The 23648-nt window shown below is 53.4% G+C and carries 13 protein-coding genes; 7 read left to right on the plus strand and 6 right to left on the minus strand.

The genetic code is table 11. The features are described 5' to 3' along the window. The first annotated feature begins 242 nt into the window (after window positions 1–242). From CRO08_RS01105 to CRO08_RS17235, 5 genes are all read left to right on the plus strand, one after another. Window positions 243–3221 carry a glycoside hydrolase N-terminal domain-containing protein gene (locus tag CRO08_RS01105; protein ID WP_097034721.1) on the plus strand — a complete coding sequence of 993 codons (2979 nt, stop codon included), beginning with the start codon at window positions 243–245 and terminating at the stop codon, window positions 3219–3221. 172 nt (window positions 3222–3393) lie between these two features. Next, entirely contained in the window at window positions 3394–5475 is a 2082-nt protein-coding gene (locus CRO08_RS01110; RefSeq protein ID WP_097034722.1) for a family 43 glycosylhydrolase, read from the plus strand. A gap of 110 nt (window positions 5476–5585) precedes the next feature. Then, entirely contained in the window at window positions 5586–9086 is a 3501-nt protein-coding gene (locus CRO08_RS01115) for a glycoside hydrolase family 2 TIM barrel-domain containing protein (protein WP_097034723.1), read from the plus strand. Between the two features lie 116 nt (window positions 9087–9202). Next, the gene (locus CRO08_RS17230) at window positions 9203–10183 is read left to right on the plus strand and encodes a hypothetical protein (protein ID WP_255252192.1); all 981 of its coding nucleotides are present in this window, start codon (window positions 9203–9205) and stop codon (window positions 10181–10183) included. Next, window positions 10105–11175: a carbohydrate-binding protein gene (locus CRO08_RS17235; RefSeq protein WP_255252193.1), complete on the plus strand. Its 1071-nt coding sequence runs from the start codon at window positions 10105–10107 to the stop codon at window positions 11173–11175. Before CRO08_RS17230 ends, CRO08_RS17235 begins: the two co-directional genes overlap by 79 nt. 204 nt (window positions 11176–11379) lie before the next feature. On the opposite strand, the gene CRO08_RS01125 is transcribed toward CRO08_RS17235, so the two are convergent. From CRO08_RS01125 to CRO08_RS01150, 6 genes are all read right to left on the minus strand, one after another. Further along, window positions 11380–13728 (minus strand): RND family transporter, encoded by a 2349-nt coding sequence (locus CRO08_RS01125; protein ID WP_097034724.1) that lies wholly within the window; start codon window positions 13726–13728, stop codon window positions 11380–11382. Window positions 13729–13814: 86 nt separating this feature from the next. Next, window positions 13815–14243: a flavodoxin gene (locus CRO08_RS01130; RefSeq protein ID WP_073192126.1), complete on the minus strand. Its 429-nt coding sequence runs from the start codon at window positions 14241–14243 to the stop codon at window positions 13815–13817. 42 nt (window positions 14244–14285) lie between these two features. Further along, a complete protein-coding gene (locus tag CRO08_RS01135; protein WP_097034725.1) occupies window positions 14286–14852 on the minus strand; it encodes a DUF3793 family protein in 567 nt (188 codons plus the stop codon). Between the two features lie 90 nt (window positions 14853–14942). Continuing rightward, window positions 14943–16673: an ABC transporter ATP-binding protein gene (locus CRO08_RS01140; protein WP_097035680.1), complete on the minus strand. Its 1731-nt coding sequence runs from the start codon at window positions 16671–16673 to the stop codon at window positions 14943–14945. Next, window positions 16666–18450: an ABC transporter ATP-binding protein gene (locus CRO08_RS01145; protein WP_097034726.1), complete on the minus strand. Its 1785-nt coding sequence runs from the start codon at window positions 18448–18450 to the stop codon at window positions 16666–16668. Before CRO08_RS01145 ends, CRO08_RS01140 begins: the two co-directional genes overlap by 8 nt. A 75-nt stretch (window positions 18451–18525) precedes the next feature. After that, entirely contained in the window at window positions 18526–19362 is an 837-nt protein-coding gene (locus CRO08_RS01150) for an AraC family transcriptional regulator (RefSeq protein WP_097034727.1), read from the minus strand. 302 nt (window positions 19363–19664) lie between these two features. Here CRO08_RS01150 and CRO08_RS01155 point away from each other — a divergent pair, with 302 nt between their 5' ends. Together CRO08_RS01155 and CRO08_RS01160 are read left to right on the plus strand one after the other, a co-directional pair. Further along, window positions 19665–20936 (plus strand): hypothetical protein, encoded by a 1272-nt coding sequence (locus tag CRO08_RS01155; RefSeq protein WP_141398183.1) that lies wholly within the window; start codon window positions 19665–19667, stop codon window positions 20934–20936. Window positions 20937–21107: 171 nt separating this feature from the next. Then, window positions 21108–23366: a TonB-dependent receptor gene (locus CRO08_RS01160; RefSeq protein WP_097034729.1), complete on the plus strand. Its 2259-nt coding sequence runs from the start codon at window positions 21108–21110 to the stop codon at window positions 23364–23366. Window positions 23367–23648 lie beyond the last annotated feature (282 nt).

Consider the following 23648-nt stretch of genomic DNA (forward strand, 5'->3'; position numbering starts at 1 on the left):
TCGCCGCCCTCCTGGTCAAGAGCTACAAGAAGTACGCCAAGCGCGCCTAATTGCCGCTCGGTTTTTTTTTTAGACATCTCTCTCTAGTGATTACCGGTTCCGCTGGATAGGCGGGCCGGTTTTTTTTATGCAAAATGGGCGCTTCTTGATAAAAAATCAATGCAAACTGGGTTGCGGTTCGTAATTTTGGCGTTTTCGGCATATATCTTTGGATTTGGGTGTATGAAAAACCAGGAGAACGTATGAAACTTGGCCTGATGTTTGGCGTAAAAATCGCGGCAGCCTTTTGCGCGGCGACCTTGTCTTTCGCGTCGACGGACAACCCGCTTACCCTCTGGTACAACAGCGATGCGGCGGGCGAATTCACGAACGCCCTCCCCATCGGCAACGGCTACATGGGCGGCATCATTTACGGTGGCGTCACAAAAGATATTATCGGCCTGAACGAGAGCACGGTCTGGTCGGGCGGCCCGGGCGACAACAACAAGCAGGGTGCGGCAAACCACCTGAAGGATGCCCGCGACGCCATGTTCCGCGGGGACTACAAGACTGCGGAATCCATCGTCTCCAACTACATGATTGGCCCTGGCCCTGCGAGCTTCCAGCCGGTGGGCGACCTCGTGATTACCACGTCGCATTCAGGGGCCACGAATTACCGCCGCGAACTGGACCTCAAGACGGCCATCGCAAAAACGACCTATACGAGCGGGGGAGTCAAGTACACCCGCGAATACTTCGCGAGCTACCCGGACCATGTGATTGTTGTTCGTTTGTCTGCAGACAAGTCGGGATCGGTGAGCTTCGGGGCGACCATGACAACCCCACATCGCAACAACAAGATGTCGAATAGCGGGAACACGCTCATTTACGACGTGACGGTCAATTCCATCAAGTTCCAGAACCGCCTGAACGTGGTGGCCGACGGCGGCACGGTCTCTGTCTCGAACGGGAACATCAATGTGCAGGGCGCGAATTCTGCAATGCTCGTGCTCACGATTGCGACAAATTTCAAATCGTATAATGACGTGAGCGGCGACCCGGGCGCCATTGCAGCCGATATCATGAGCAAGGTGAAGGGCAAGTCTTACGACGACCTGCTTGCGGCGCACCTGAAGGACTACCAGACGATTTTCAACCGCGTGAGTATCGACCTGGGTACTGCCGACGCGAGCGCAGGCGATATCACCAGCACCCGCGTGAAGAATTTCAATTCCACGAACGACCCCTCGCTCGTAGAACTGCATTACCAGTATGGTCGCTATCTGCTGATTGCGAGTTCGCGCAAGGGCGGCCAGCCTGCAAACCTGCAGGGCATCTGGAACAAGGACACGAACCCGGTTTGGGGCAGCAAGTACACGACCAACATCAACCTCGAGATGAACTACTGGCCGGTAGAATCGGCGAATCTCGGCGAGTGCGTGTGGCCGCTGATTGACAAGATCAAGAGCATGGTCCCGCAGGGAGAAAAGACCGCGAAGGTGCATTGGGGCGTAGACGAGGGCTGGGTGGAACACCACAATACCGACCTCTGGAACCGTACCGCCCCGATTGACGGCGCATGGGGCCTGTGGCCCTCTGGCGCAGGCTGGCTCAGCACGCACCTCTGGGAACATTTCCTGTTCAACCCGACTGACAAGGCTTACTTGCAGGACGTCTACTCCACCATGAAGGGGGCTGCGCTCTTCTTCGTGAACAGCCTTGTGGAAGAACCTGAAACCGGCCACAAGTACCTGGTGACGGCTCCGAGCGATTCTCCGGAAAACGACCACGGCGGTTACAACGTCTGCTTTGGCCCCACGATGGATAACCAGATTATTCGCGACGTGTTGAACTACACCATTGAGGCGTCCAAGATTCTCGGCGTCGACGAGGATGTTCGTGCCAAGATGGAGGCGACCGTCAAGAGGCTCCCGCCCACAAAGACGGGCAAGTACGGCCAGATTACGGAATGGTTGCAGGACTGGGATGACCCGAACAACAAGAACCGCCACATTTCGCACCTGTACGGCCTTTTCCCGAGCGCGCAGATTACGCCGGAAGAAACTCCCGACCTGATCAAGGGCGCAGGCGTTACGCTGAAGCAGCGCGGTGACGATGCGACCGGTTGGTCTCTCGCATGGAAAATCAACTTCTGGGCCCGCATGCACGATGGCGACCATGCCTACACGATGATCCGCATGCTCCTTACCCCGAACAAGACGTACAACAACCTGTTCGATGCGCACCCGCCGTTCCAGATTGACGGCAACTTCGGTGCGGTCTCGGGCGTGAACGAGATGCTCATGCAGAGCCACAACAACAGGATCAACTTGCTGCCGGCGCTCCCCTCGCAGTGGAAGGACGGCTCTATCAAGGGTATCCGTGCCCGCGGTGGTTTCGAGATTGATTCCATGGCCTGGAAGGGCGGCAAGCTCACGTATGTCGCCATCAAGTCCGATGTGGGCCAGACCCTGAATTTGGTCAGCGGTACGAATACCTTCACGACTACGACGGTCCCCGGCAAGATTTATGAATTTGACGGCAACCTCAAGCTCACGAACCAGCCGTTTGAGCCGGTAACGGTCCCGGGCAAGATTCAGGCCGAAAGCTACATCGCGATGGACGGCGTGCAGATTGAAGATGATACTGAGGGAGAGCCGAACCTGGGCTGGATTAACGATGGCGATTTCAGCGAATATCTGGTGAAGGTCCCGACTGCTGGCGCCTATACGCTTACGGCCCGCGTGGCGAGCGAGGCGGAGGCCGCCTCTACCATCACGGTTACGGATTCTACCGGCAAGGCGCTCGCGACCCTCACGGTAGACCCCGAAAAGACGAACGGCTGGAACGACTGGTACGAGACTACGGCGGATATCGCGCTTGCCGCGGGCGAGCAGAAACTCCGCTTCGAGTACTCCGGCGAGAGCAACTTCCTGATGAACTTTGACTGGTTCAGCATCGCGAAGGGCACGGATGCCGTACCCGAGGCGCGCAAGGCGGTAACGATGCTCGATGTGCGCCCCGTATCGCTCTCGAAGGGCTCTGTTTCGCTCATGATACGTTCCAATGCCGGCTTTAAGGTTTGCCTGTACACGGTGCAGGGAATGCTGGTTGGCACGCATGAAGGTTTCGGCAGTTCGCTCGTGGAATTCGGTGAAGACGGTAGCCTTGCCCGCGGGAACTACATTGCGGTCGTTACCAGCGGAAACCTGCAAAAAACGCTCAAAATCCGCGCTTTTTAGCCAAATCGTCATCCTGGGGCCAATGGCCCCGAGCGGACAGCACTTAGCTCGGTGAACCATTGACAACTTATCCACGCGAACATGGCTTTCACATGGATTTTTCCCCTTGTTTATGGATAATTTTAGAATGGTGAGTTAAAAAAGTCGCCTTTTTAGGCGAAAGGGATGTTCTATGAGTTTTGCCAAGACAGCAAAAATAGCCGTAGCCGTCATCGGTTTTGGGCTCTGCACGCAGGCCATGGCCGAAAACCCGCTTATCCAGACCTATTATTCTCCGGACCCGGCGCCTGTGGTGTTTGGCGATACGCTTTGCACCTATTCCGGCAACGACGAGGGCGGTAGCTTTTTTACGATGCATGGCTGGCGCGTATCGTGCACCACGGATATGGTGAACTGGACCGACATGAACACCCTCATTTTGGAAGCGGGTGACTTTAACGGTTCTGCCAAGAAAAACGGCGACTGGGCATCTCAATGCATTCGCCGCAACGACAAGTACTATTATTACGTGACCGTGGAATCTACCCGCGGAGGCCGCGCCGTCAACGTAGCCGTGTCCGACAAGAAGGAAGGCCCCTTCAAGGACGCCTTGAACGGCAAGCACCTGGCGGGCCCCAACTGGGACTACATCGACCCCACCGTATTTATTGACGACGATGGCCAGGCATGGCTCTACTGGGGTAACCCGAAGCTCTATTACTGCCCCCTCAAGGAGAACATGATCGAATGCGCAAGCGACATCAAGGTCTCCGATATGAGCACCTTTAACGGCAAGTATACCGAAGGCCCGTGGATTCACAAGCGCGGCAAAAAATATTACATGATTTACGCCGCCGGTGGCATTCCCGAATCCATTGACTATTCCTGGAGCGATTCCCCGACGGGCCCCTGGACCTACAAGGGCGTCATTATGCCGAGTAGCGAACCGGGTTCCGCGTTCACCGTCCACTCCGGCATTGTCGACTTTAAGGGCCGCAGCTTCTTCTTCTATCACAACCAGAAGAACGTGAAGGGTGGCGGCTACAGCCGTTCTACCGCAATCGAAGAATTCACCTGGAATGCCGACGGTACCATTCCCACGATCCGCGCCACCAACAATGGCGTCGTGAAGCCTATCAAGAACCTTGACCCGTTCGTGCGCGTGGAAGCCGAAACCAAGGCCTGGGTTGGCGGCATGACTGTCAATACGTCGGGCGGTTACACCATCATCGAGCATGTCGGTGCCGAATACGGCAATGTGTTCCTCACCAAGATGAACAGCGGATTCTATACCAAGGTGCGCTCCGTAGACATGGGCGACGGTGCCGACCGCATTATCGTTTGCACCAGGGGTAACGGCGGTAAGCTTGAACTCCATGCCGGTTCCGAAAACGGCGCTCTCCTTGCATCCATGAATATCCCTTCAAGTTCTGCTTGGGAAGAACATTCCTTCGACGTGACCGATGCTGCCGGCGTCGACGACCTGTTCTTTGTGGTAAAGCAGGGCGGGTTCGATTTCGACTACTGGTACATGGAAAGCGAAAAGACTGCTGTTCCGCAGACGGCCTACAAGGGCACTGCCGCTGCGGTTCCGGGTAAGATCGAGGCCGAAAACTATGACGAAGGCGGCCACAACAAGGCCTTCTACGACAATGACCGCGAAAACCAGGGCAAGGTCTACCGCGAAGACGAAGTCGACGTGGTGGACATTAGCGATTCCAAGTGCGGGGACGCGGCCTGCACGGGTTATGCCATCGGTTACACGCAAGAAAACGAATGGGTTGAATACACTATCAATGTCGCCGCTGACGCCAAGTACAACATCGTTGCGAACGTGGCTACCGCATTCGAGACCTCTGCAATGCAGTTGTTCATTGACGACAAGGAAATTACCGAATCTGTGGTGCTCCCGAAGGTTGACAGCGTATGGACTACGTACAAGGAAGTGGAAATCGGCTCCGTGGAACTCAAGAAGGGCGAACACGTGCTCAAGCTCCTGATTACGGGCGCCTACCTGAACGTGGACTGGATCAACTTCGTTGACCCGAATGCGGAAATTACGGCTCTCAAGCAGGTTCGCTTTGCCCCGATGGCCGAAGGCGAGTTCAACGTGTTCGGTGCGACGGGTAAGTACATCGGGCGCATTGACCTGGGCGCAGCGACCTCCACGCAAGATATGGCGGCATCGCTCAAGCGTGCCGGTTACGCGAGCGGCATGTACATCGTCCGCAGCGTCACGAACCGTGCCCAAATCCAGCGCGTGCAGGTGAGGTAAGCCTGCCGAACCATTGACAACTTATCCACGAAACCTCTTCTAGAACCATTTAAATACCCCCGAAAAAGGGGTATTTTTCTTTATGGTGTAGAATAAACAAAGAGGATGTTATGAAGAATTCCCAAATAGCCAAGGTTGTTTCGTGTGCGGCCATTTTTGCCGCGCTTGCGGGCTCCGCTTTTGCGCAGAGCGGCCCGAACGACGAATGGAACGGCAAACCGCGCGTTTTCGGCGTGAACCGGCTTAACCCGCACGTGACCTCGATGCCCTACACTACGGTGGAAGAGGCTGTCAAGGGCGACCGCCATGCATCCGAATGGTACCAGACGCTTTCGGGCAAGTGGAAATTCTACCACGTAGACAAGCCGAGCCAGCGCAACAACGACTTCTACAAGGACAACTACGACGTGTCCGGCTGGGACGAGATTCCTGTGCCGAGTTCCTGGCAGATTCTCGGCTACGACCACCCGATTTACACCAACGTGGTTTACCCGTGGGCGCAGAACAACCGCGTGTCCGCTCCGGGCGCCCCGACCGATTTTAACCCGGTGGGCCACTACCGCCGCACCTTCACCGTGCCCGCCAAGTGGGCCGGCAAGCGCATCCGCCTGCATTTCGAGGGCGTGGAATCCGCCTACTACGTGTGGGTGAACGGCAACTACGTGGGTTATTCCGAAGACTCCTTCACGGGTCACGAGTTCGATATCAACAAGTACCTGCGCAAGGGCGAGAACAACATCTCGGTGCAGGTGTTCCGCTGGTGCGACGGCTCCTGGCTCGAAGACCAGGACTTCATCCGCCTTTCGGGCATCATGCGTGACGTGTACATCTACGCCGTTCCCGAGGTCCATATTCAGGACTTCCAGATTGACGCTACCCTCACGAACAACTATACTGACGGCTTGCTGAAGACAACCGCCTGGATTTACAACTCCACGGGTTCCTCTTCGGGCGAATATACGGTGGAACTTTCGCTCTACAACGACGCCGGCAGCGAAGTGATTGCCCCGACTGCGCAGAAGGTCTCGGGTATCGGCGCGAACGGTGGCGAAAAGAGCGTGCATTTCGAAATCCCGTATGCCAAGCCGAATCGCTGGTCTGCAGAAACGCCGTACCTCTACACGGCGGTGCTCACCATCAAGGATAACGCGGGCAAGATAATCCAGGTCGAAAGCAACAAGATTGGTTTCCGCACGGTCGAAATCAAGAAGGACAACGGAGCCCCGCGCCTGCTGGTGAACGGCATGCCGGTCAAGTTCCATGGCGTGAACCGCCATGAGCTCGACCCGGATAACGGACGCGCAGTGAACTACGAGCGCATGGAACAGGATATCATCCTGATGAAGCAGTTCAATATCAACGCTCTCCGCATGTCGCACTACCCGAACAACCCGGTAATGTACGACCTTTGCGACAAGTACGGTATTTACGTGATTGACGAGGCGAACGTGGAAAGCCACGGCGCAAACGGCGACCTGCCCAAGAGCAGCGACGACTGGCGCGCTCCGGTGGTGGACCGCCTGAACAGCATGGTGCAGCGCGACAAGAACCACCCGAGTATCATCCTGTGGTCGCTCGGCAACGAGGCCGGTAACGGCAATGTGTTTGCCTCCGAACGCCAGCGTGCCCACGAAATCGACTCTACCCGCTACGTGCATTACGAAGGCGACAACAACAATGCCGACGTGACAAGCCAGATGTACTGGGGCTACGACTACATCGCCGGTTACAAGGATGCGAACAAGCCGGTGATGCTCTGCGAATACGAACACGCCATGGGCAACTCCGTGGGCGATTTGAAGGAATACATGGATGCCTTCTATAGCAACCCGCGCGCCTTCGGTGGCTTTATCTGGGATTTCATTGACCAGGGCCTGCACCACAAGGGCACTCCGTACTGGGAATTCGGTGGCATGTGGGGCGACTGGCAGAACGATGACAACTTCTGCGCGAACGGCCTCGTGTTCCCTGACCGTGCGATTCAGCCGGAAATGTGGGAAGTCAAGTATCAGTATAGCCAGCTGCGCGTGAAGAACGTCGATGCCGCGAAGGGCAAAATCGAAATCGAGAACCGCTACCTGTTCAAGAACCTCGGCGACTTCCTCGAAGGTATCTGGCAGCTCAGGGAAAACGGCAAGATTATCAAGGACGGCAAGCTGAGCGGCTCGCAGTTGAACATCGGGCCCCTCCAGAAGAAGGAAATTACCATCGAATTGCCGGACATCGAGACGACAATCGGTGCGGAATACCATCTGGATATCGATTTCCGCCTCAAGAAGGACGAACTCTGGGCGAAGGCGGGTCACAGTGTCGCTCATGAACAGTTCGGCGTCAACTATGACCAGCCCTGGTCTACCGAAGTGGATATCAGCACTCTGAGTGCCCAGAAGGTTTCCCGTGTCAGCGGCCTCACCATCGAAGGTACCGACTTCAAGATTACTTTCGACGAGAAGGCGGGTACGCTTGCCAGCTACGTTCTCGGTGGCGATACCATTATCAAGAACGGCGGTATCCCGAACTTCTGGCGTGCCCCGACCGATAACGACAAGGGCTTCAACATGGAAAAGGGCCACGGCGAATGGCGCAAGGCGAGCAAGAGCCGCAATGTGACCTCCGAAGTCAATGAGGTATCTCCGCAAGAAACACGTGTGACCTTCAACTTCAGCTTCCCGGACGTGGGCAGTTCCAAGATGAAGATGACTTACTACGTGTACGGCAGTGGCGATATCGTTGTGGAATACACGTTCAACCCGGATGGCTCCAAGAGCTACATCCCGAACGTGGGTACCCTCTTCACGGTGCCGGGCGGCTACGAAAAGGTGCGCTACTTCGGTCGCGGCCCCGACGAGAACTACATGGGCCGTAACCGTGGCAGTTTCATGGGCATCTACTCGACTCTCGTAGATTCCATGACGGTCATGTATATGGAAATTGGCGAAACGGGCCAGCGCACCGACGTGAAGTGGGCGACGCTCACCAGCGACAAGACCGGCAAGGGCTTGATGGTCGTGGGCAATCCGCGTATGGAATTCAACGCGCAGCACTACACTCCGGAACAGCTTTCCGATACCAAGCTCCCGTGGGAACTTAAACGCAACAAGGATATCACGATGCGTGTGGACCTGCACCAGATGGGGCTCGGCGGCATCAACAGCTGGGGTGCGGAACCGCTCAACGAATATCGCCTGAACGCGAACCGCGAATACTCGCATAAGTTCCGCATCGCTCCGATTCGCCAGCAGTTGAACGACCCGACCGAATACTCGCTGCTCGGCTTCAAGAACTTCGGATGGAACGACCTCCCGCCTGCAGCGTATGGCCCGGATGAAGTCGCCGGTATTTACAAGAACCAGCCGGAAAAGGATGTTACTGAGACGGCAAACGTCGGCACGGTAGAAACGACGGACAAACTGCGTACGCCCTCTGTGCTTGTACCCGAAGGTATGCGCTACTACAGGGTGTTCGATATGCAGGGGCGCCAGGTGGCAAGGTTCATGACCCGCGGTGTCGAAGACCTGCATGTTGCAACCAAGCGTGCGATTGGCCGTGCGGGCTCGTACCTGGTTCGCCCGGAACGGGGCGGCAACGCCTTCCGCATCGTCGTGAGATAGCCTAAAACCCCATTGCAATTTTGTCAAAAGTATTTGTTTTGGGCGCCTTCTTGGAAGGCGCCCTTTTACATACATTTATATGTGTGTATTTGTGCAAACGCACAAGGGATGGTTATATGTTCAAGAAAATTCCTGCAATCGCGCTGTTGGCTTTCACCCTGCCTGCAAGCGCTCTGGCTGCTGTCAACCTCAACGTTAGTCTTGGCGATAGTATCAAGCCGGTGACCCATGTGGCCACGGGCTCGCTCTACGGCCTTACGGAAACGCTCCCGAGCGATATCACGAAAGATGTAGCCCCGCTCAAGCCGAACGTGTTCCTTTCACCTGCGCGTAGCGGTAGCGGCCGCCAGCAGGGTATAGGCGGCGCATTCCTCGTTGCCCCGCGTGTCGAAAGCATCGGTGCCAAAATCCAGATACGCCTTGCCGACGTGTTGCCCGGCTGGCCGTACAAGTTCCAGAACATGAACCACTGGAAAAATGAGGTTACCTCGGTCATCAACGACAAGCTCAAATCGAACAACAAGAACTTTGACGGCTACGAAATCTGGAACGAACCGGACGGTACCTGGAAAAACGAGAACGGCGACTTCAATTCGGTGCTCTGGAAACAGACTTACGACCTGATCCGCCAACTGGACCCGACCGCAAAGATTATCGGCCCCTCGTATTCGTACTACAATTCCTCGCGCATGGACGCCTTCGTGAAGTACTGCTCGCAGAACAACTGCATGCCCGACGTAATCAGCTGGCACCAGTGGGGTAGCGCGAACTTCGTGAACACTGTCGAAAGCTACCGCAGTATCGAGAAGAAATACAACGTGTCTCCGCGCCCCTTCAGTATCAACGAGTATTCCTCCGAGGAACATTCCGAGGAAGGCTGCCCGGGCGTATCGGTGCCGTTTATCGCCAAGTTCGAACGCTATGGCGTCGAGAGCGCGATGATTTCCTGGTGGTTCGTACCGCTTCCGGGGCGTCTCGGCAGCCTCCTTACCTCCAATAACGAGCGCGGTGGCGGCTGGTGGCTGTACAAGTGGTACGGCGACATGAGCGGCTACATGGCGAAGGTCACGCCCCCAACGACAAGAGCGACGGCGTAGACGGCTTTGCCGCCCTCGACAAGAAGAAGGGCTTTGCAAGCATCGTGCTCGGCGGAAACACCAAGGGCGAAATCAGCGTGAACATTTCGGGCATTCCGGAGGCGTTCGGTAAGAAGGTGAACGTGGACGTGGAATACGTCGTGTGGGAAAACAAGGACAAGGCCGTGCCTTCTACCACTCCGGTTTCGAGCAAGGAATATGACGTGAACGGAGGCAAGATTACGGTGCCGGTGAACATCACGAATGTGAAGTACGGTTACCGCGTTTACGTGACTCCGATTATCCCGCAGGAACCGTACAAGGGTTCCGCCGCCGCCATCCCGGGCAAGATTGAAGTTGAAAACTACGATGTGGGTGGCTCCGGAAAGGCCTACCTGGATAAGGACGACGAGAATAAGGGTGGTGAATACCGCGAAGATGCCGTCGATATCGTGAAGGGTGGTACGGGTTACGCCATCGGGTATACACAGGAAGGCGAATGGCTTGAATACACTGTGGATGTAGCGGCGGCGGGTGAATATGCCCTCAGGGCAAACTACGCAACCTCCTCGGAGAATGCGGGCATCAAGCTCTATGTCGACGACGTTGCTGTTACGGATAACATAATATTCCCGCAGGGCGCCGACTGGGAAACCTACACCGCGTTCGATGCGGGCAAGGTGAATCTTTCTGCCGGCAAGCACGTGCTCAAGCTCGAAATCGTGGGCAACTACGTGAACGTGGACTACCTCGAGTTCTGCTCCGGCGAAAAGTGCAGTGCAGGCGATACGACCATCACGGAGCCTTCAGGTACGGGCGATTCGACGACCCTCGTGCAGAACTACCGCGTGGATTTCGGCATGGCGCAAACCTACGGCATATTCTCCCTGAATGGCCGCCTGCTCGGGAAGGTTTCTGCCACATCGCTCGCCGAGGCTCATGTCAAGGCCCGCAACCTGGTGCAGCGCGGCTCCGCATTGCAGTCCCGCTACGTCATTCGCGCTGTCAAATAGCGCACCGCTAGCCGGTACGGTAAAGTCTCATCTCTACACACAAAAGGTCTCCGCATTCTTGCGGAGGCCTTTTTTGGGGTGCTTCGGCCGACACTAGAGGCCGATATTTTCATTTTCGCCCAACATGTTGGAATGGCTTTGTGCAATCCCCGATTTCAGTCGGACTCGTCACGAGAACGCTGTTTTCGTTCTCTGAATTAGCCGTTAACCTTTCCCATATGGCTTGCACAGGTAAACAAGCGCCGTGGTGAGCGTGTAGTCGGCAAGGAGTGCGGCGCCGAGGCCCACGATGGAGAGCAGACCCACGTTGTGGAGTGCGCCCATGGGGCTGAAGATGAATACGAAGAACATCGCGCAAAGGATGAAGGTGGTCATGCCCATGGTCTTTCCGATTTCGCGGTAAGAGAGCAGTAACGCGTGCCTGTAACTGCCCGTGCGTTCAAAGCCGTATTTGATGTGGTTGTTCATGTGGATGGTGTCGTCGACGGCGATGCCCAGAATCATTGGCATCACGATCATCGTTATCATGTCGAGCGGCATGCCCGAATAGCCCATGACGCCGCCAATCAGGAGGACTGGCGCTACGTTTGGAATCATCCCGATAAGGCCCGCCTTGATGCTCCCGAATGCAAGAATCATCATGATGGCGATAATCACGAACGACCCGCCGAAGGAGCGCAAAAGCCCGCCGACCAGCTTGCCATTCATTTCGGCGTAGTTCACGACCTCGCCCACGACAGACGTCTTGGCGTCCGGGAAAATGCGGGCGGCATAGGCGTTTGCCGAATCTAGGTCCTCGACGATTTTGTTGGCATCGTAGCCCGAAAGTTCTATGTGGATGAATGTGGTTTTGTATTCTTCGTCCATGCGTTCAAAGAGCGCGTCTGGGTCCGAAATCTCGTACAGGAAAAGTAATTGCGTGAGCATGTCCTGTGCGTCGGGAATCTTGTAATACTCGATACTGTCGGCGTTCAGCGTGCGGTTCATCTCTTTCACGAGGCGCGTCACCGATTGCACGCGCGGCTTGTCGCCTGAAATTTTCGTGAGCTGGAGCGTGCCGAGTTTCTGTTCAAGTTGCTCGATGCGCTTCATGTTGGCGGGATCCTTGAGCGCGTCCGCGTCATCGAATTCCACCATCACGTTAAAGTCGTAAAGGCTTCCGAGTTTTCCGCTGAGCATGTCCTTGAGCCGCACCACGAAGGGAATCTTTTCGCCCATAGTTTCGGTGTAGTCCATATTCACGTCGATACGCATCATTCCCGGAATCTGCAGCAACATTACCGCCGCCGAAATCACCGCGATGACAACGCTGTGCCTGCAGACTTTGCGCCCAAAGAATTCAAAGAGGATGTCTGCCTTGGTGGCCCCTGCCGACTTTACTTGCGTCGGGTCGGGTTCTGCATTCTTGCCGAAGCTCATGAGGATCGGAATCAGGATGATGACATACAGATAAACCATCGTGACAATGCCCGCCGAAATCCCGCCAATCCAGCGGATAGGGCGAATGCCTGCGAACAGGAACGAAATCAGTGAAGCAACCGTAGTGATGACTGTAAAGAGGATGGGCCAGCCCGTTTCTTCGACTGCGCAAATCACGGATTCGCGACGGTTGCCCGTGCGCCTAAAATGCATGCGGAACGAATTGATGTAGTGGATGGAATAGCCCACCGAAAGCGCCATGCCTAAAAGCACCGGGAGCGCGACCATGCTCTCGTCACCGACAACTCCGAGCCACGCATTGATGCCGAGCACCGAGGCGATGCCGCCGACCGTTGCAATCGCGGGCACCACCACACCGCGGAAAGACCTTACGAACAAGATAAGGCATACGAGCATCACCAGGAACCCGAAACCGATGCGCATAGCGCATTCTCGCGAGATGACTTCGTTTTCTTCCATCTCGGTGTAACTCATGCCCGTCGGGAGCATCTCGAACTTGTCGCTCTTGAATTCGTCGGAATAGATGACCTCGCGGGCGAAAGGCGCAATGCTGTCCTTGCCAAAATTGACGCCGCCTTCGTATGATTTCAGCGCGAGGATAATCCACGTTTCTTTCGCGTCGTCAGAAACGATGTTGTTCACGAGCGATTCGCGGGAAAGAATCAGCCGTTTTTTCGCTTCCAACTCCTGCGGGTCGTTGGGAATGCCGCCCTCGAACGGATCGATGACTTCAAAACCTTCGTCGTTTGCGACCGGAATTGACAAGTTGTGCGTCAGCGAAACCACGCGGTCGGCGTACGGAACCTCGTTTTCGAGCCTGCGCGAAAGCCTGTCGATTGCCTGCAACACCTCCGGCGCAAAAACGTCGTCGGCGCGGACCATCACCATGTAGCCGTCGTCGCTGCCGAATTTTTCGTTGAAATGCGCCTGGTCGATTTTCACCTTGTCCCAGTCGTCGAACCAGTCCTCTTCACTGCTACTCATCTGCAGATGCGGGAGCCCGAGGCTCGCCAAAACCGTCACGATGGCTGTTACCAGCAGAATCAACCAGCGAAAACGAACCTGAAAACGCCCCAATCGGGCAAAAACCTTGTTGACACGAGAAACTTGCATTGTAAAAATCCTCCAAAAGCCCCAACGGAGTGTGATTCCGTCAGGGCTGCTTCAATCCAAAACACTATAAGAAAGAAAAAGTCTTTTTAGGCGGTGGCGAGTGCCTTGCCGAGATCTTGGCAGGCGGCCTTGCCGGCGTCATCGGGGGCGTTCTCGATGGCGAGCGGTTCGGCTACAAGCACGAGCCCGGCGGCTTCTGCGTCAGCCTTCCACGGGTTCATCCATTCACCGCCACCCCAGCCGTAAGAGCCGAACAGGGCGACTTTCTTGCCGTTGAGAGCGGGCTTGACGGCTTCGTAGAAGGGCTGGAATTCGGAATCTTCAAGTTCCTCGGCGCCCATGGCGGGGCAACCCAGCGCGTAGCGGGCGTATTCGCTCAGCTGGCCCTGCGAAAAGTCCGAGACGCTGAACACGTCGGCTTCGGCACCGGCGGCCTTGGCACCTTCGGCGACGTACTTTGCCATCAGTTCGGTGTTGCCGGTTCCGCTCCAGTAAATGACTGCGATTTTTTCCATTGTGATTCTCCTAGGTGAATTAAAGAGGTGAATGTCGTTTGATTACGCTGCGTTTCGGACAGTTAGCATCGGCAGCGAATATCCTTTTTCAAATAGTTTGTTGAAAACATCAAAGCACTTGCGAAAGCAGGCGAACCGTTTTTCGCATTCGGTTACATCGCCGTAAACTTTCCAGTAGCCCGTATATTTGCTATTCCTGCCGCCGTTGATAATGAACCCTTTCACGTCTTCGAGGGGGTAGCCCAAGAAAAGTCCGACTTCGTGCGGAAAACAGTGGCATTTGCGGATGCGCGCCGTCATGTATGCGAGTGCACTGTCGGTGCCAAAGTCGGCGTAGCCGTAGGCGGCGAGAAAATGGCGGATTTCCGGCTCGGCAATAAGCTTTTTCAGGGCGTCTTCGCGATAGACGTAGATAAAACTGCGACCGCAGCGTTCTGCAATAACGCGCACGCACACGCCGCGAGGGTTGAGTTCCTTGTTCCAGTGGGCGAGTTGTTTACACAGCGTTTCGCTGGATGAAGATTCAAGGCAGAATAAACTTCCGACCTTGAGTCCGGCGAGTGTTGGCGCGCATTGGCGAACGAGACGGTGGTCTAAAAGGCGATTCATTTTTATTGCAAACTACAAATAAATTGTAAAGTTAGATTTGTCTAACAAATATATAAAAAAGCCTTGATGTTTGTCAAGGCTAATTTTGTATTAATTTTTGTTCATTTGCAATTCGAGCATCTTGCTGAATAGGCCGCCTTTCGCCTTGAGCTCGGCAGGGGTGCCCGTTTCGGCGATGTGACCGTCTTGCAGAACCACGACCTTGTCGGCGTTTGCGATGGTACGCATGCGGTGCGCGATGATGATGACTGTTTTGCCCTTCACCAGCTGCGAAATGCCGCGCTGGATCTTGGATTCGTTTTCTACGTCGAGGCTTGCGGTCGCCTCGTCGAGCAAGATGATGGGCGCATCTTTCAACAGGGCGCGCGCAATCGAGATGCGCTGGCGTTCACCGCCCGAGAGCGTTTCGCCGTTTTCACCGATGACAGTGTCATAGCCTTGCGGCATCTTCTGCACGAATTCGTCGCATCCCGCGAGTTTTGCGACCTTCAGGATTTCTTCGTCGCTGGCATCGCGCTTGCCGATGCGGATGTTGTCCTTGATGCTTGTGTTGAACAGCACCACGTCCTGGAAGACGATGGAGAAATTCTTGAGGAGCGTTTCAGGGTCAATCTTGCTGATGTCCTGCCCGCCGAGGGTCACCTTGCCGCCTTGAATATCCCAGAAGCGTGCCGCGAGTTTTGCTGCAGTCGTCTTTCCGCTGCCGCTCGGGCCCACAAGTGCGGTGATTTCGCCCTGCTTTGCCGTGAACGAGACCTTCTTCAAGACTTGCTTGTTCTCGTTGTAATTGAAATCGACGTCCTTGAATTCGATATCGTAATTCTGGGGAGTGAATATAGTTACACCTTCCTGAGGTTTCATCTGGTCCATTTCGCGGAATCGGCGCAGGCGCACATTCACAAAGAACAGTTCGGCGAGGTTGTTGAACACTAGGAAAACCGGATTGTAGACCGTTGCCGCGCACACGATAAACACCAGATAGGTGAATACATCGATTTCGCCCTTGGTCCAGAGGCGAGCGCCCGTAATCAGCACCGTGGCAAGGCCCATCTTGAGAATGCCTTGCGCTGAATTCAGGAAGGAACCTACCTTCACGTCGGAATCCATCTGCGATTTTTCGTATTTGATGCAATCCTTGTCGAAATGATTGAGGTAGGCGGTTTCACCCGAATACGAGCGGATTTCCTGCACGTTTTCGAGACCTTCCTGGATATCTTCCATAATCACGCGGCGTGCGTTATATGAATTTTCGAACCAGCGGTCCTGAATTTTCTTGGAAAGCGCAATGAGCAATGCTGCTGCGGGTACCACCCAGAAAAGTGCGATAGACATTTTCCAGTTGTAGCAGAACAGCATGATGCCAATAATGGTGACGCTCCCGATGGCGGCGAAAAGTTCCGGCACCGCGTGCGAGAAAATCATTTCGAGTGCGTTGCAATCGTCCATGATGGTCGATGTCAAGTCCGAAAGGTTCTTCTTGCCAAAGAACGAAAGCGGCAACTTACGAAGCTTTTCGGCAATCGAGACGCGGCGGCGCATGCTTTCGTCATACACGCTGCTGTAAGTCGCACTGTACGAAAACCTGTAAATGACAAGCATCACGATAAACAGGACTACCGCAATTCCCACATAGAACAAGGTCCCGTGCGGAGTCTTGCCTGCAAATTCGCCAACACCCATCTGCTCCATCAAAAAATAAAAGAGCATCATCATCGGGAACATGAGCGAAACAAAGTGCAGGAATGTCCAGACGACGCCACGGACGAACGTGCGCGAACCTTCTTCCGATAGAGCAAAAGTATTCTGAACCCACTTATACATTTTCGCCTCCTTCATTATCCTTGGAATTGTCGAGGGTCCATGTGACAGACTGCTGGTATTCGGCCCACATCTTGGCGTAAACGCCGTTCTTTTCAAGTAATTCGTTGTGCGTTCCGCGTTCGGCGATTTCGCCATCTTCGACAACGATAATCTGGTCTGCGTTCACCACGCTTGTAAGCCTGTGGGCGATCATCAGAACGGTCTTGCCTGCGGCCAGTTTGTGCAAGGCTTCTTGAATCAAGCGTTCGTTTTCTGGGTCAGCAAAGGCGGTCGCCTCGTCTAGCACCACGATGGGGGCGTTCTTCAAGATAGCGCGCGCAAGTACCACTCGCTGCTGCTCGCCACCCGAAAGATAAGTTCCCTTGCTCCCGATAACGGTATCAATACCGCCGGGCAACTTGTCGATGATTTCGCGGCACTGCGCAAGATCAAGCGCCTTGTTTACCTGCTCGAGAGTTGCATCGGGCATGCCGTAGCGAACGTTGTCCAAAATGCTCATCTTGAAAAGACGTGTATTCTGGAACACGAACGAAACGTTCTTCATCAGTTCCTTCGGGTCAATCTGCTTTACGGGAATACCGCCAATGGTAATCTCGCCGCTATCGACGTCGAAAAAGCGCGGTAGGAGTTTTGCGATTGTACTCTTGCCGCCGCCCGAAGGCCCGACAAGCGCTACCGTGTGGCCCGCCGGTACTGTGAGCGAAATGTCGCTCAATACCTGCTTGTCGGTATCGGGATAGGTGAAGTTCACGTTCCGGAATTCCACATCGAACTTTTGCATCGGTACCGGATTCTCGCAAACTTCCAAATCTTTGGTGCGGGCGATATCGTTGATACGGTCAACCGCGATTCCCGCCTGGTTCGTGGCATTGCTCAGGTACATGCTGCGCATCACGCACTGCGAGAACAGTGGCGTCACCAACACGTAAATCATCATGTTCACGATGGTGAGTTTTACATCGCCGTCGTTACCGATGATGAGCGCAGCTGTCGGCACCAGGAACAGCACGAATCCGTTCACGAGAATCGTGTAGATGCAGTAAGGGACTTTCCAGTTGTCGGAATAGGCTGTGACCATCTTGTGATAAGTCACGATGCTGTTGTAGAAACTCTTGAACGAAAAAATCGTCTGCTGGAAAACCTTGACTACGGGAATTCCGCGCACGTATTCCACCGCTTCGGCGTTCATCTCTTCGAGGGCCTGCATGTAGCGTTCCATGAACTTGGTTCCCCTGCGGCCAAGGGTCCCCAAAATGAACAAGGCGTATGCGATAGGCACCAAAGAGGCAAGGCCGAGTCGCCAATCGAAAACGAACATCATCACAAGCGCCACGATGGGAATCAGGATGGTGCCCGAAATATCGGGCATCTCGTGCGCGACGAAGGTGTGCGTAATTGCGGCGTTGTCGTCGATAATCTTGCGGAGTTTGCCCGTTGGATTCTTGTCGAAAAATCCAAGCGGAGCTGACATCAACTTTTTCATGGCGAATCGGCGCAGGTCGCCTTCGAGCCTGAATGCTACTAGGTGCGAGCAGGCGAGGGCCGCAAAGTAGAGCAATACGCTTGTGACCGAGGCGAGAACCGCTCCGATGGAGTAGTCGAAAATCTTGATGTTCGTCATGTCGCCGCCAGAGATAATCTCGCGGACAATCAGCCACATCAGTAAAAACGGCACGAGCCCCGCGATGGCGCTCAATGCCGAGAGAATCAAGGCGAGCGGAAACAGCGGTTTACGCTTGCCCATGTATGCATAGAGTTTAGAGAATGTCTTTTTCATAATTGTTTTACGCGAAGCGTCTTTTTTATCTTTCGTCTTTCGTCTGTAGGCTCGAAGAGCCGTTCTTTCGTCTAATCACGCGACGTTTGTCATCCTGTATTTTTTCCTGTATTCCTTCGGGGTCATGCCCATCACATCTTGGAAGGCGTGGGCAAACTTGCTCCCGTTATTGTAACCGACTTCGCCTGCAATCTCGAGAATCCCGCGGTCACTTTCGCGGAGTTCCTTGGCGGCGATTTTCATGCGCTCGCGTCGGGCGTAGGTGAATACCGGCAAACCGAACACGTTCTTGAAGCAGAGCTTCATTGCGGTAGGCGGCATGTCAAACTTGTCGGAAAGTTCGTCGATAGTCCAGTGATTGTCGATGTTTTCGCAGATAAACGAACGGATGCAGTAAATCTTTTCTATTTGGAGTGAAGACAGATTGCACTCGCGGCAGGCGTATTCTCTTTGAGTGTCCAAGTTTTTTAACGTGAGCAGCAATTCTAAAATGGCGAGTCTGCAGTATTCTGCCTGTGTTTTTTCGGGCTTGTTTTCGATTTTTTCGAATGCGTTGGCCACTTCTTCTTTGGTGTGCACAATGAACGGTCGGCCCGGACGGCACATCTTCTGTGCAAGCATCTTGATGTCAATTTGGAACCCTGCAAAATGTTCGTGGATGTACTTTGCTGATTCCTCGTAGAAAAGGATGCGGTCGCCGCAGTAATCGGCAGAGCGCGTTAGCGCACCCGAAGTCCAGGCGTCATAAACCAGCATTTCTCCCGCATTCAGCTGATTGCAGGGCAGTGCTCCGCCGGCCCAGGTAATGCGCCCCTTCCGGCAAAATTCAAGAATGAGAATTGGATCTCCTGCGAGTGTCGTATGGTAGCACCCGATTTTGTGCAACCATTCAATTCCTTTGATGTTTAGCATTCTTTCCTCATAAAACGATTCAGACTGACGTTGTTAGTCTAGTCTTAAAAAGTAAGACAAATCTAACAAGCGAGAAAAACTTTGTCAAGGCTAATTTTGTGACGGCAATAGAAAATTTTTATTGCAAAAATGTCTGAATGGAGTGAAAATGGACTAAATGGAGTCTGTATTTCGAGAAAAGGATCTTGGTCTTTTCGGGTTTTTCCTCCTCCGTTTGGAGTTGAACTCCCCGGACGACATTTCTAAAATGCTCCGCAAAATTAACAACCGCGGTTTTCCCGCATCTCAATCAAGGAGTATATATGAAAACACGTTTTCTGGCGGCTCTTGCTGTATCGTTCAGCATGCTTGTCGCTTGCGGCGACGACAACTCTTCTTCTGCCAACGGTGGCGACGAAAAGGATCTTTCCTCTTCTTCGACCCAAAAAGACGACAAGTCCAGCAGCTCTAAAAAAGAAGATAATGGCGAATACAAGCGCGAATTCGCGACATCGATCTCTACCGGCGAAACGATGTTCATCGGCACGATGTCGCTGGACCATACGGATGAAATCGGGACGGACTATGTTGAAGTCGGCACCCGCGCAGGCGTTGTCTATTACGACGGCTCCCTATTTATTGCTGACCTTGATGTGGGTTCCATCGCGCGTTACAGCCTCGACGCAAATAACAAGATTGGCAGCAAAACTGCGGAACTTACGCTTGCAGGCGCATGGGCAAACCACATTTACTTTGTAAATGAAGAAAAAGCCTATTTGGGCGGTATGCTCGATTCCTTAATTATCTTCAACCCGAAAACCATGAAGCGCACGGGCGCAATTGACCTTTCCAAATACAAGGGCGACGACGCTCTCGTTGTGTCTCCGGGCACGGGCGTGATTGTTGACGGCCGTCTCTATGTGGGTCTGCTGCAGAACGTAAGCGATTACGCCACCGGCAATACGGCGCAAGTCGCCATTATCGACGTGAAAAATGATTCCTTGATTGCCGTGGCCGAAGATGACCGCGTTGCCGCCGTGGGTTCCCTGGATGATTCTCAGAACCAGGCCTTCATCGTTGCCGACGGTTACATTTACTGCTACAGCAACGCTTCTTGGGGCTACGCTCCCGGCCAGGTTGATGGATTCCTGCGTATCAAGGTGGGTGAAACCGAGTTCGACAAGGATTATCAGTGGTTCGTAACCAAGGATGTTGCTATCGATGGTGTCACCAAGAAAGATAACTTCAAGTACCTGAGCCCCACTACCTACGCCAACGGCACCAAGGTGTATTCCTTCTTGAATGTGATGGTGGACCTGCAGCAGGTCTGGACTGACATGGACAGCTACCACAACAACACCTGCAAGCCGGTAGAAATCGACCTCGCCAAAAAGACCATGAAGGCGCTCCCCATCGACTATTCCTCCAGCTGGGCTAGCTACGGCAAGTACATCGATGAAGACGGAACAGTGATTTTCGCCGTTTCTACCGAAAAAGACGGCAACGCCTACTTCCGTTACGACCCGAAGACCGAAAAGGCGGAAAAGATTGCCGATGTAAAGCAGATTCCGATGTGGCTTGTGCCACTCAAGTAAGCGAAATTTCCGCAAATCTGCGGTAAACATATAGTCCTCATAAACACGATGGTCCGTTCCCGCCTAATGGTGGGGGCGGATTTTGTTATTGGTACAGGATAAATCCATTCGGATTTTCAAAGGCCCGTTTGGAGTAGAAAATTAGCCTGAAAATTGCTCAATTGCGCTGCGATGAAAAAGAAGCCTATTTACAAGGCGGCAACGCTTGCCCTTATATTTGCAACGGTTGGTGCGGTTTCGGCCCGTGCTCAAGATGATGAAATTACCTCGATAGACGATTTTCTGGAAGAATCTGCTCCAGAGAACAATGCGACAACTGATGACGCAAACAGCGCGACGGCGCAATCAGAAGCATCTGCGGCAAATGCCTCGGGCGTCACGCAGTTGGACGAACTTTCGGTGGAATCTGAAATAGAAGCGGAACAGGCGAAGCAGGCGAAAAAGGCAGAATCTGTCGCGACAATTGACGCGGCCGAGATGCAGAATACAAGCAAGACCGTTTCAAAAGCGGTCAATTCCGCTTCGGGCGTGAAAGTGCGCAAGTCCGGCGGCATGGGCAGCGAAGGCAAAATCAACATTCGCGGCATGGAAGGCAAGAATATCAAGGTGCTGGTAAACGGCGTCCCTGTCGAGACGCAGGGAAACCTGGGCCTTGACGATATTCCCATCGACCAGATTGCGGACATTGAAGTCTACAAGGGCTATGTTCCGGCGCGTTTTGCGACAGATGGCGCAGGCGGAGCCATCAATATCATTACCAAGAAGCGCCCTGCTAATTCGGTGGATGCGTCCTACAGCCTTTCGAGTTTCAATACGCACAAGGCTTCTGTTGCCGCAAGTCACCTAATCGATAGCATTGCGGGTGATGCTGGCCTAGAGGTGGGTGTTTCTGGCTACTTTAATCATTCCGATAACGATTACAAGTTTACTTCGCCTTATATGAAAAGTTCTACAGGTAAAGACACGAGCGTCGTTCGTGATCACGACCATTACACCTCTTACAATGTGCAGGCGTTTGCGAACTTGATGAATGCATGGTTTGACCAGGTCTCGCTAGGTGCAAGCTACGGCGCGTTCGATAAGGAAATTCAGGGCGATGAGAATCGCATTATCGAAACGAAGGCTGAAGGTTACAATGTCGGAGCGACATTTGGCCTCGACAAGAAGAATATCTTTGTAAAAGATTTGACTTTCGGTAACCATTTTTCGTTCGGATACAGCGAAAATAAAATCATTGACACGAGCCGTGTTCATTGCCGCAACTGGTATAGCTGCGATACGGCCAAAAAGAATGTGGGCGAGTTGACGATGATGGGACTCCCGAAACTGAGAACGGTGCAGGCGTATGATTTCAACGATTTGCTGAATTTAGATTATCAGTTCATTAAGAATCAGTTTGTTTACTGGAATACGCTTTTCCGGTACCACAAGGAAGATCCCGAAGATGACGTGGGTTCCGAAATGGTCGGATTCAATACGGCTGGCTATCCTGGCAAGACAATTTCGGTGACGACGGGTCTTTCGCTTGAAGACAATTTCTTTGATTCAAGACTCCAAAACCTGTTGGGTTTCAAATTCCATTACCTGAAGGCTGAAATTTCAAATACTTCCACCAGTATGATACAGCAAGCGGTATTGGAAAAGAATGATTATACGGACTTTAGTTACGATGAAAGCTTGATGTTTAGGATTGTAAAGCCTCTTGCGGTCAAGGGCTCTTACCAGCATGCAGTGCGCCTGCCCACGCCCGATGAACTCTTTGGCGATGGAATCCGCGTGAGTGCTGCGACAAACCTCAAGCCTGAAGAAGCGGACAATTTTAACGTAGGCCTGTCTCTTGATTTGCAAGAAATCCCGCTAGTGGCGCGATTCCGTTTTGACGGAGACGTTTTCTATTCTTATTACAAGAACCGCATTCACTATATGAGCACCTCTCAGATGTCGGTGCCCTACTTTAATATGAATCCGATTCGTGGCTGGGGCTACGAAGGCGATGTAAAACTTGATGTGAATGAATGGGTGCTGCTAGGCACGAACTGGACTTTCCAAGATTTGCGCAACGTTGATTACAATGCCAAGCAGGGAATCCCTGAAGATGCGATTATCCCGAACATTCCGCGGTTCTTTATGAATTACATGGCGGAATTCCACATGGGCGATATACTCAACAAGAACGATTTTGTCAAGTTCTGGTGGGCCGCCAACTATACCGACGAGTATTACTATGGGTGGAAAATCAGTTCCCGCCAGAGCCGAAAGATTGACGCTTCGTTCACGCAGGATTTGGGTGTAGAATATTCCGTGTGGGATAATAAGCTCGCCTGGAGTTTCGAGGTTGACAACTTTTTGGACGAAACCGTTTACGACAAGTACGGAGAATCTAAACCGGGACGCACTTTTGCAACCAAGATCCGGTACAGTTTCAGGTAGATATATCTAACTTCGGATAGTTTACGCTAACTAAGTTTTATGATTGGAAACTAAGTTGCATAGCGTGAACTAAATTGCGTACTTGCAACATTGTTAGTCGCTCGGAAAGCTTATGGGACTAGGGCTTGAAGTCTGTTTGTTAGTTTGTATGTAGTTTGCTTTTTAAGTGAATTTTAGGTAGATTATTATGCAAAGAACAACAATGTTCTGATGGAGTCTTTACTAAGGTCCCTGAGCCTGTCGAAGGGCCGATTGTAGTGAGGATGACATTAGGGCAAAACA

The organism is Fibrobacter sp. UWT3 (assembly GCF_900230125.1).
In the GTDB taxonomy this organism is placed as follows: Bacteria; Fibrobacterota; Fibrobacteria; order Fibrobacterales; family Fibrobacteraceae; genus Fibrobacter.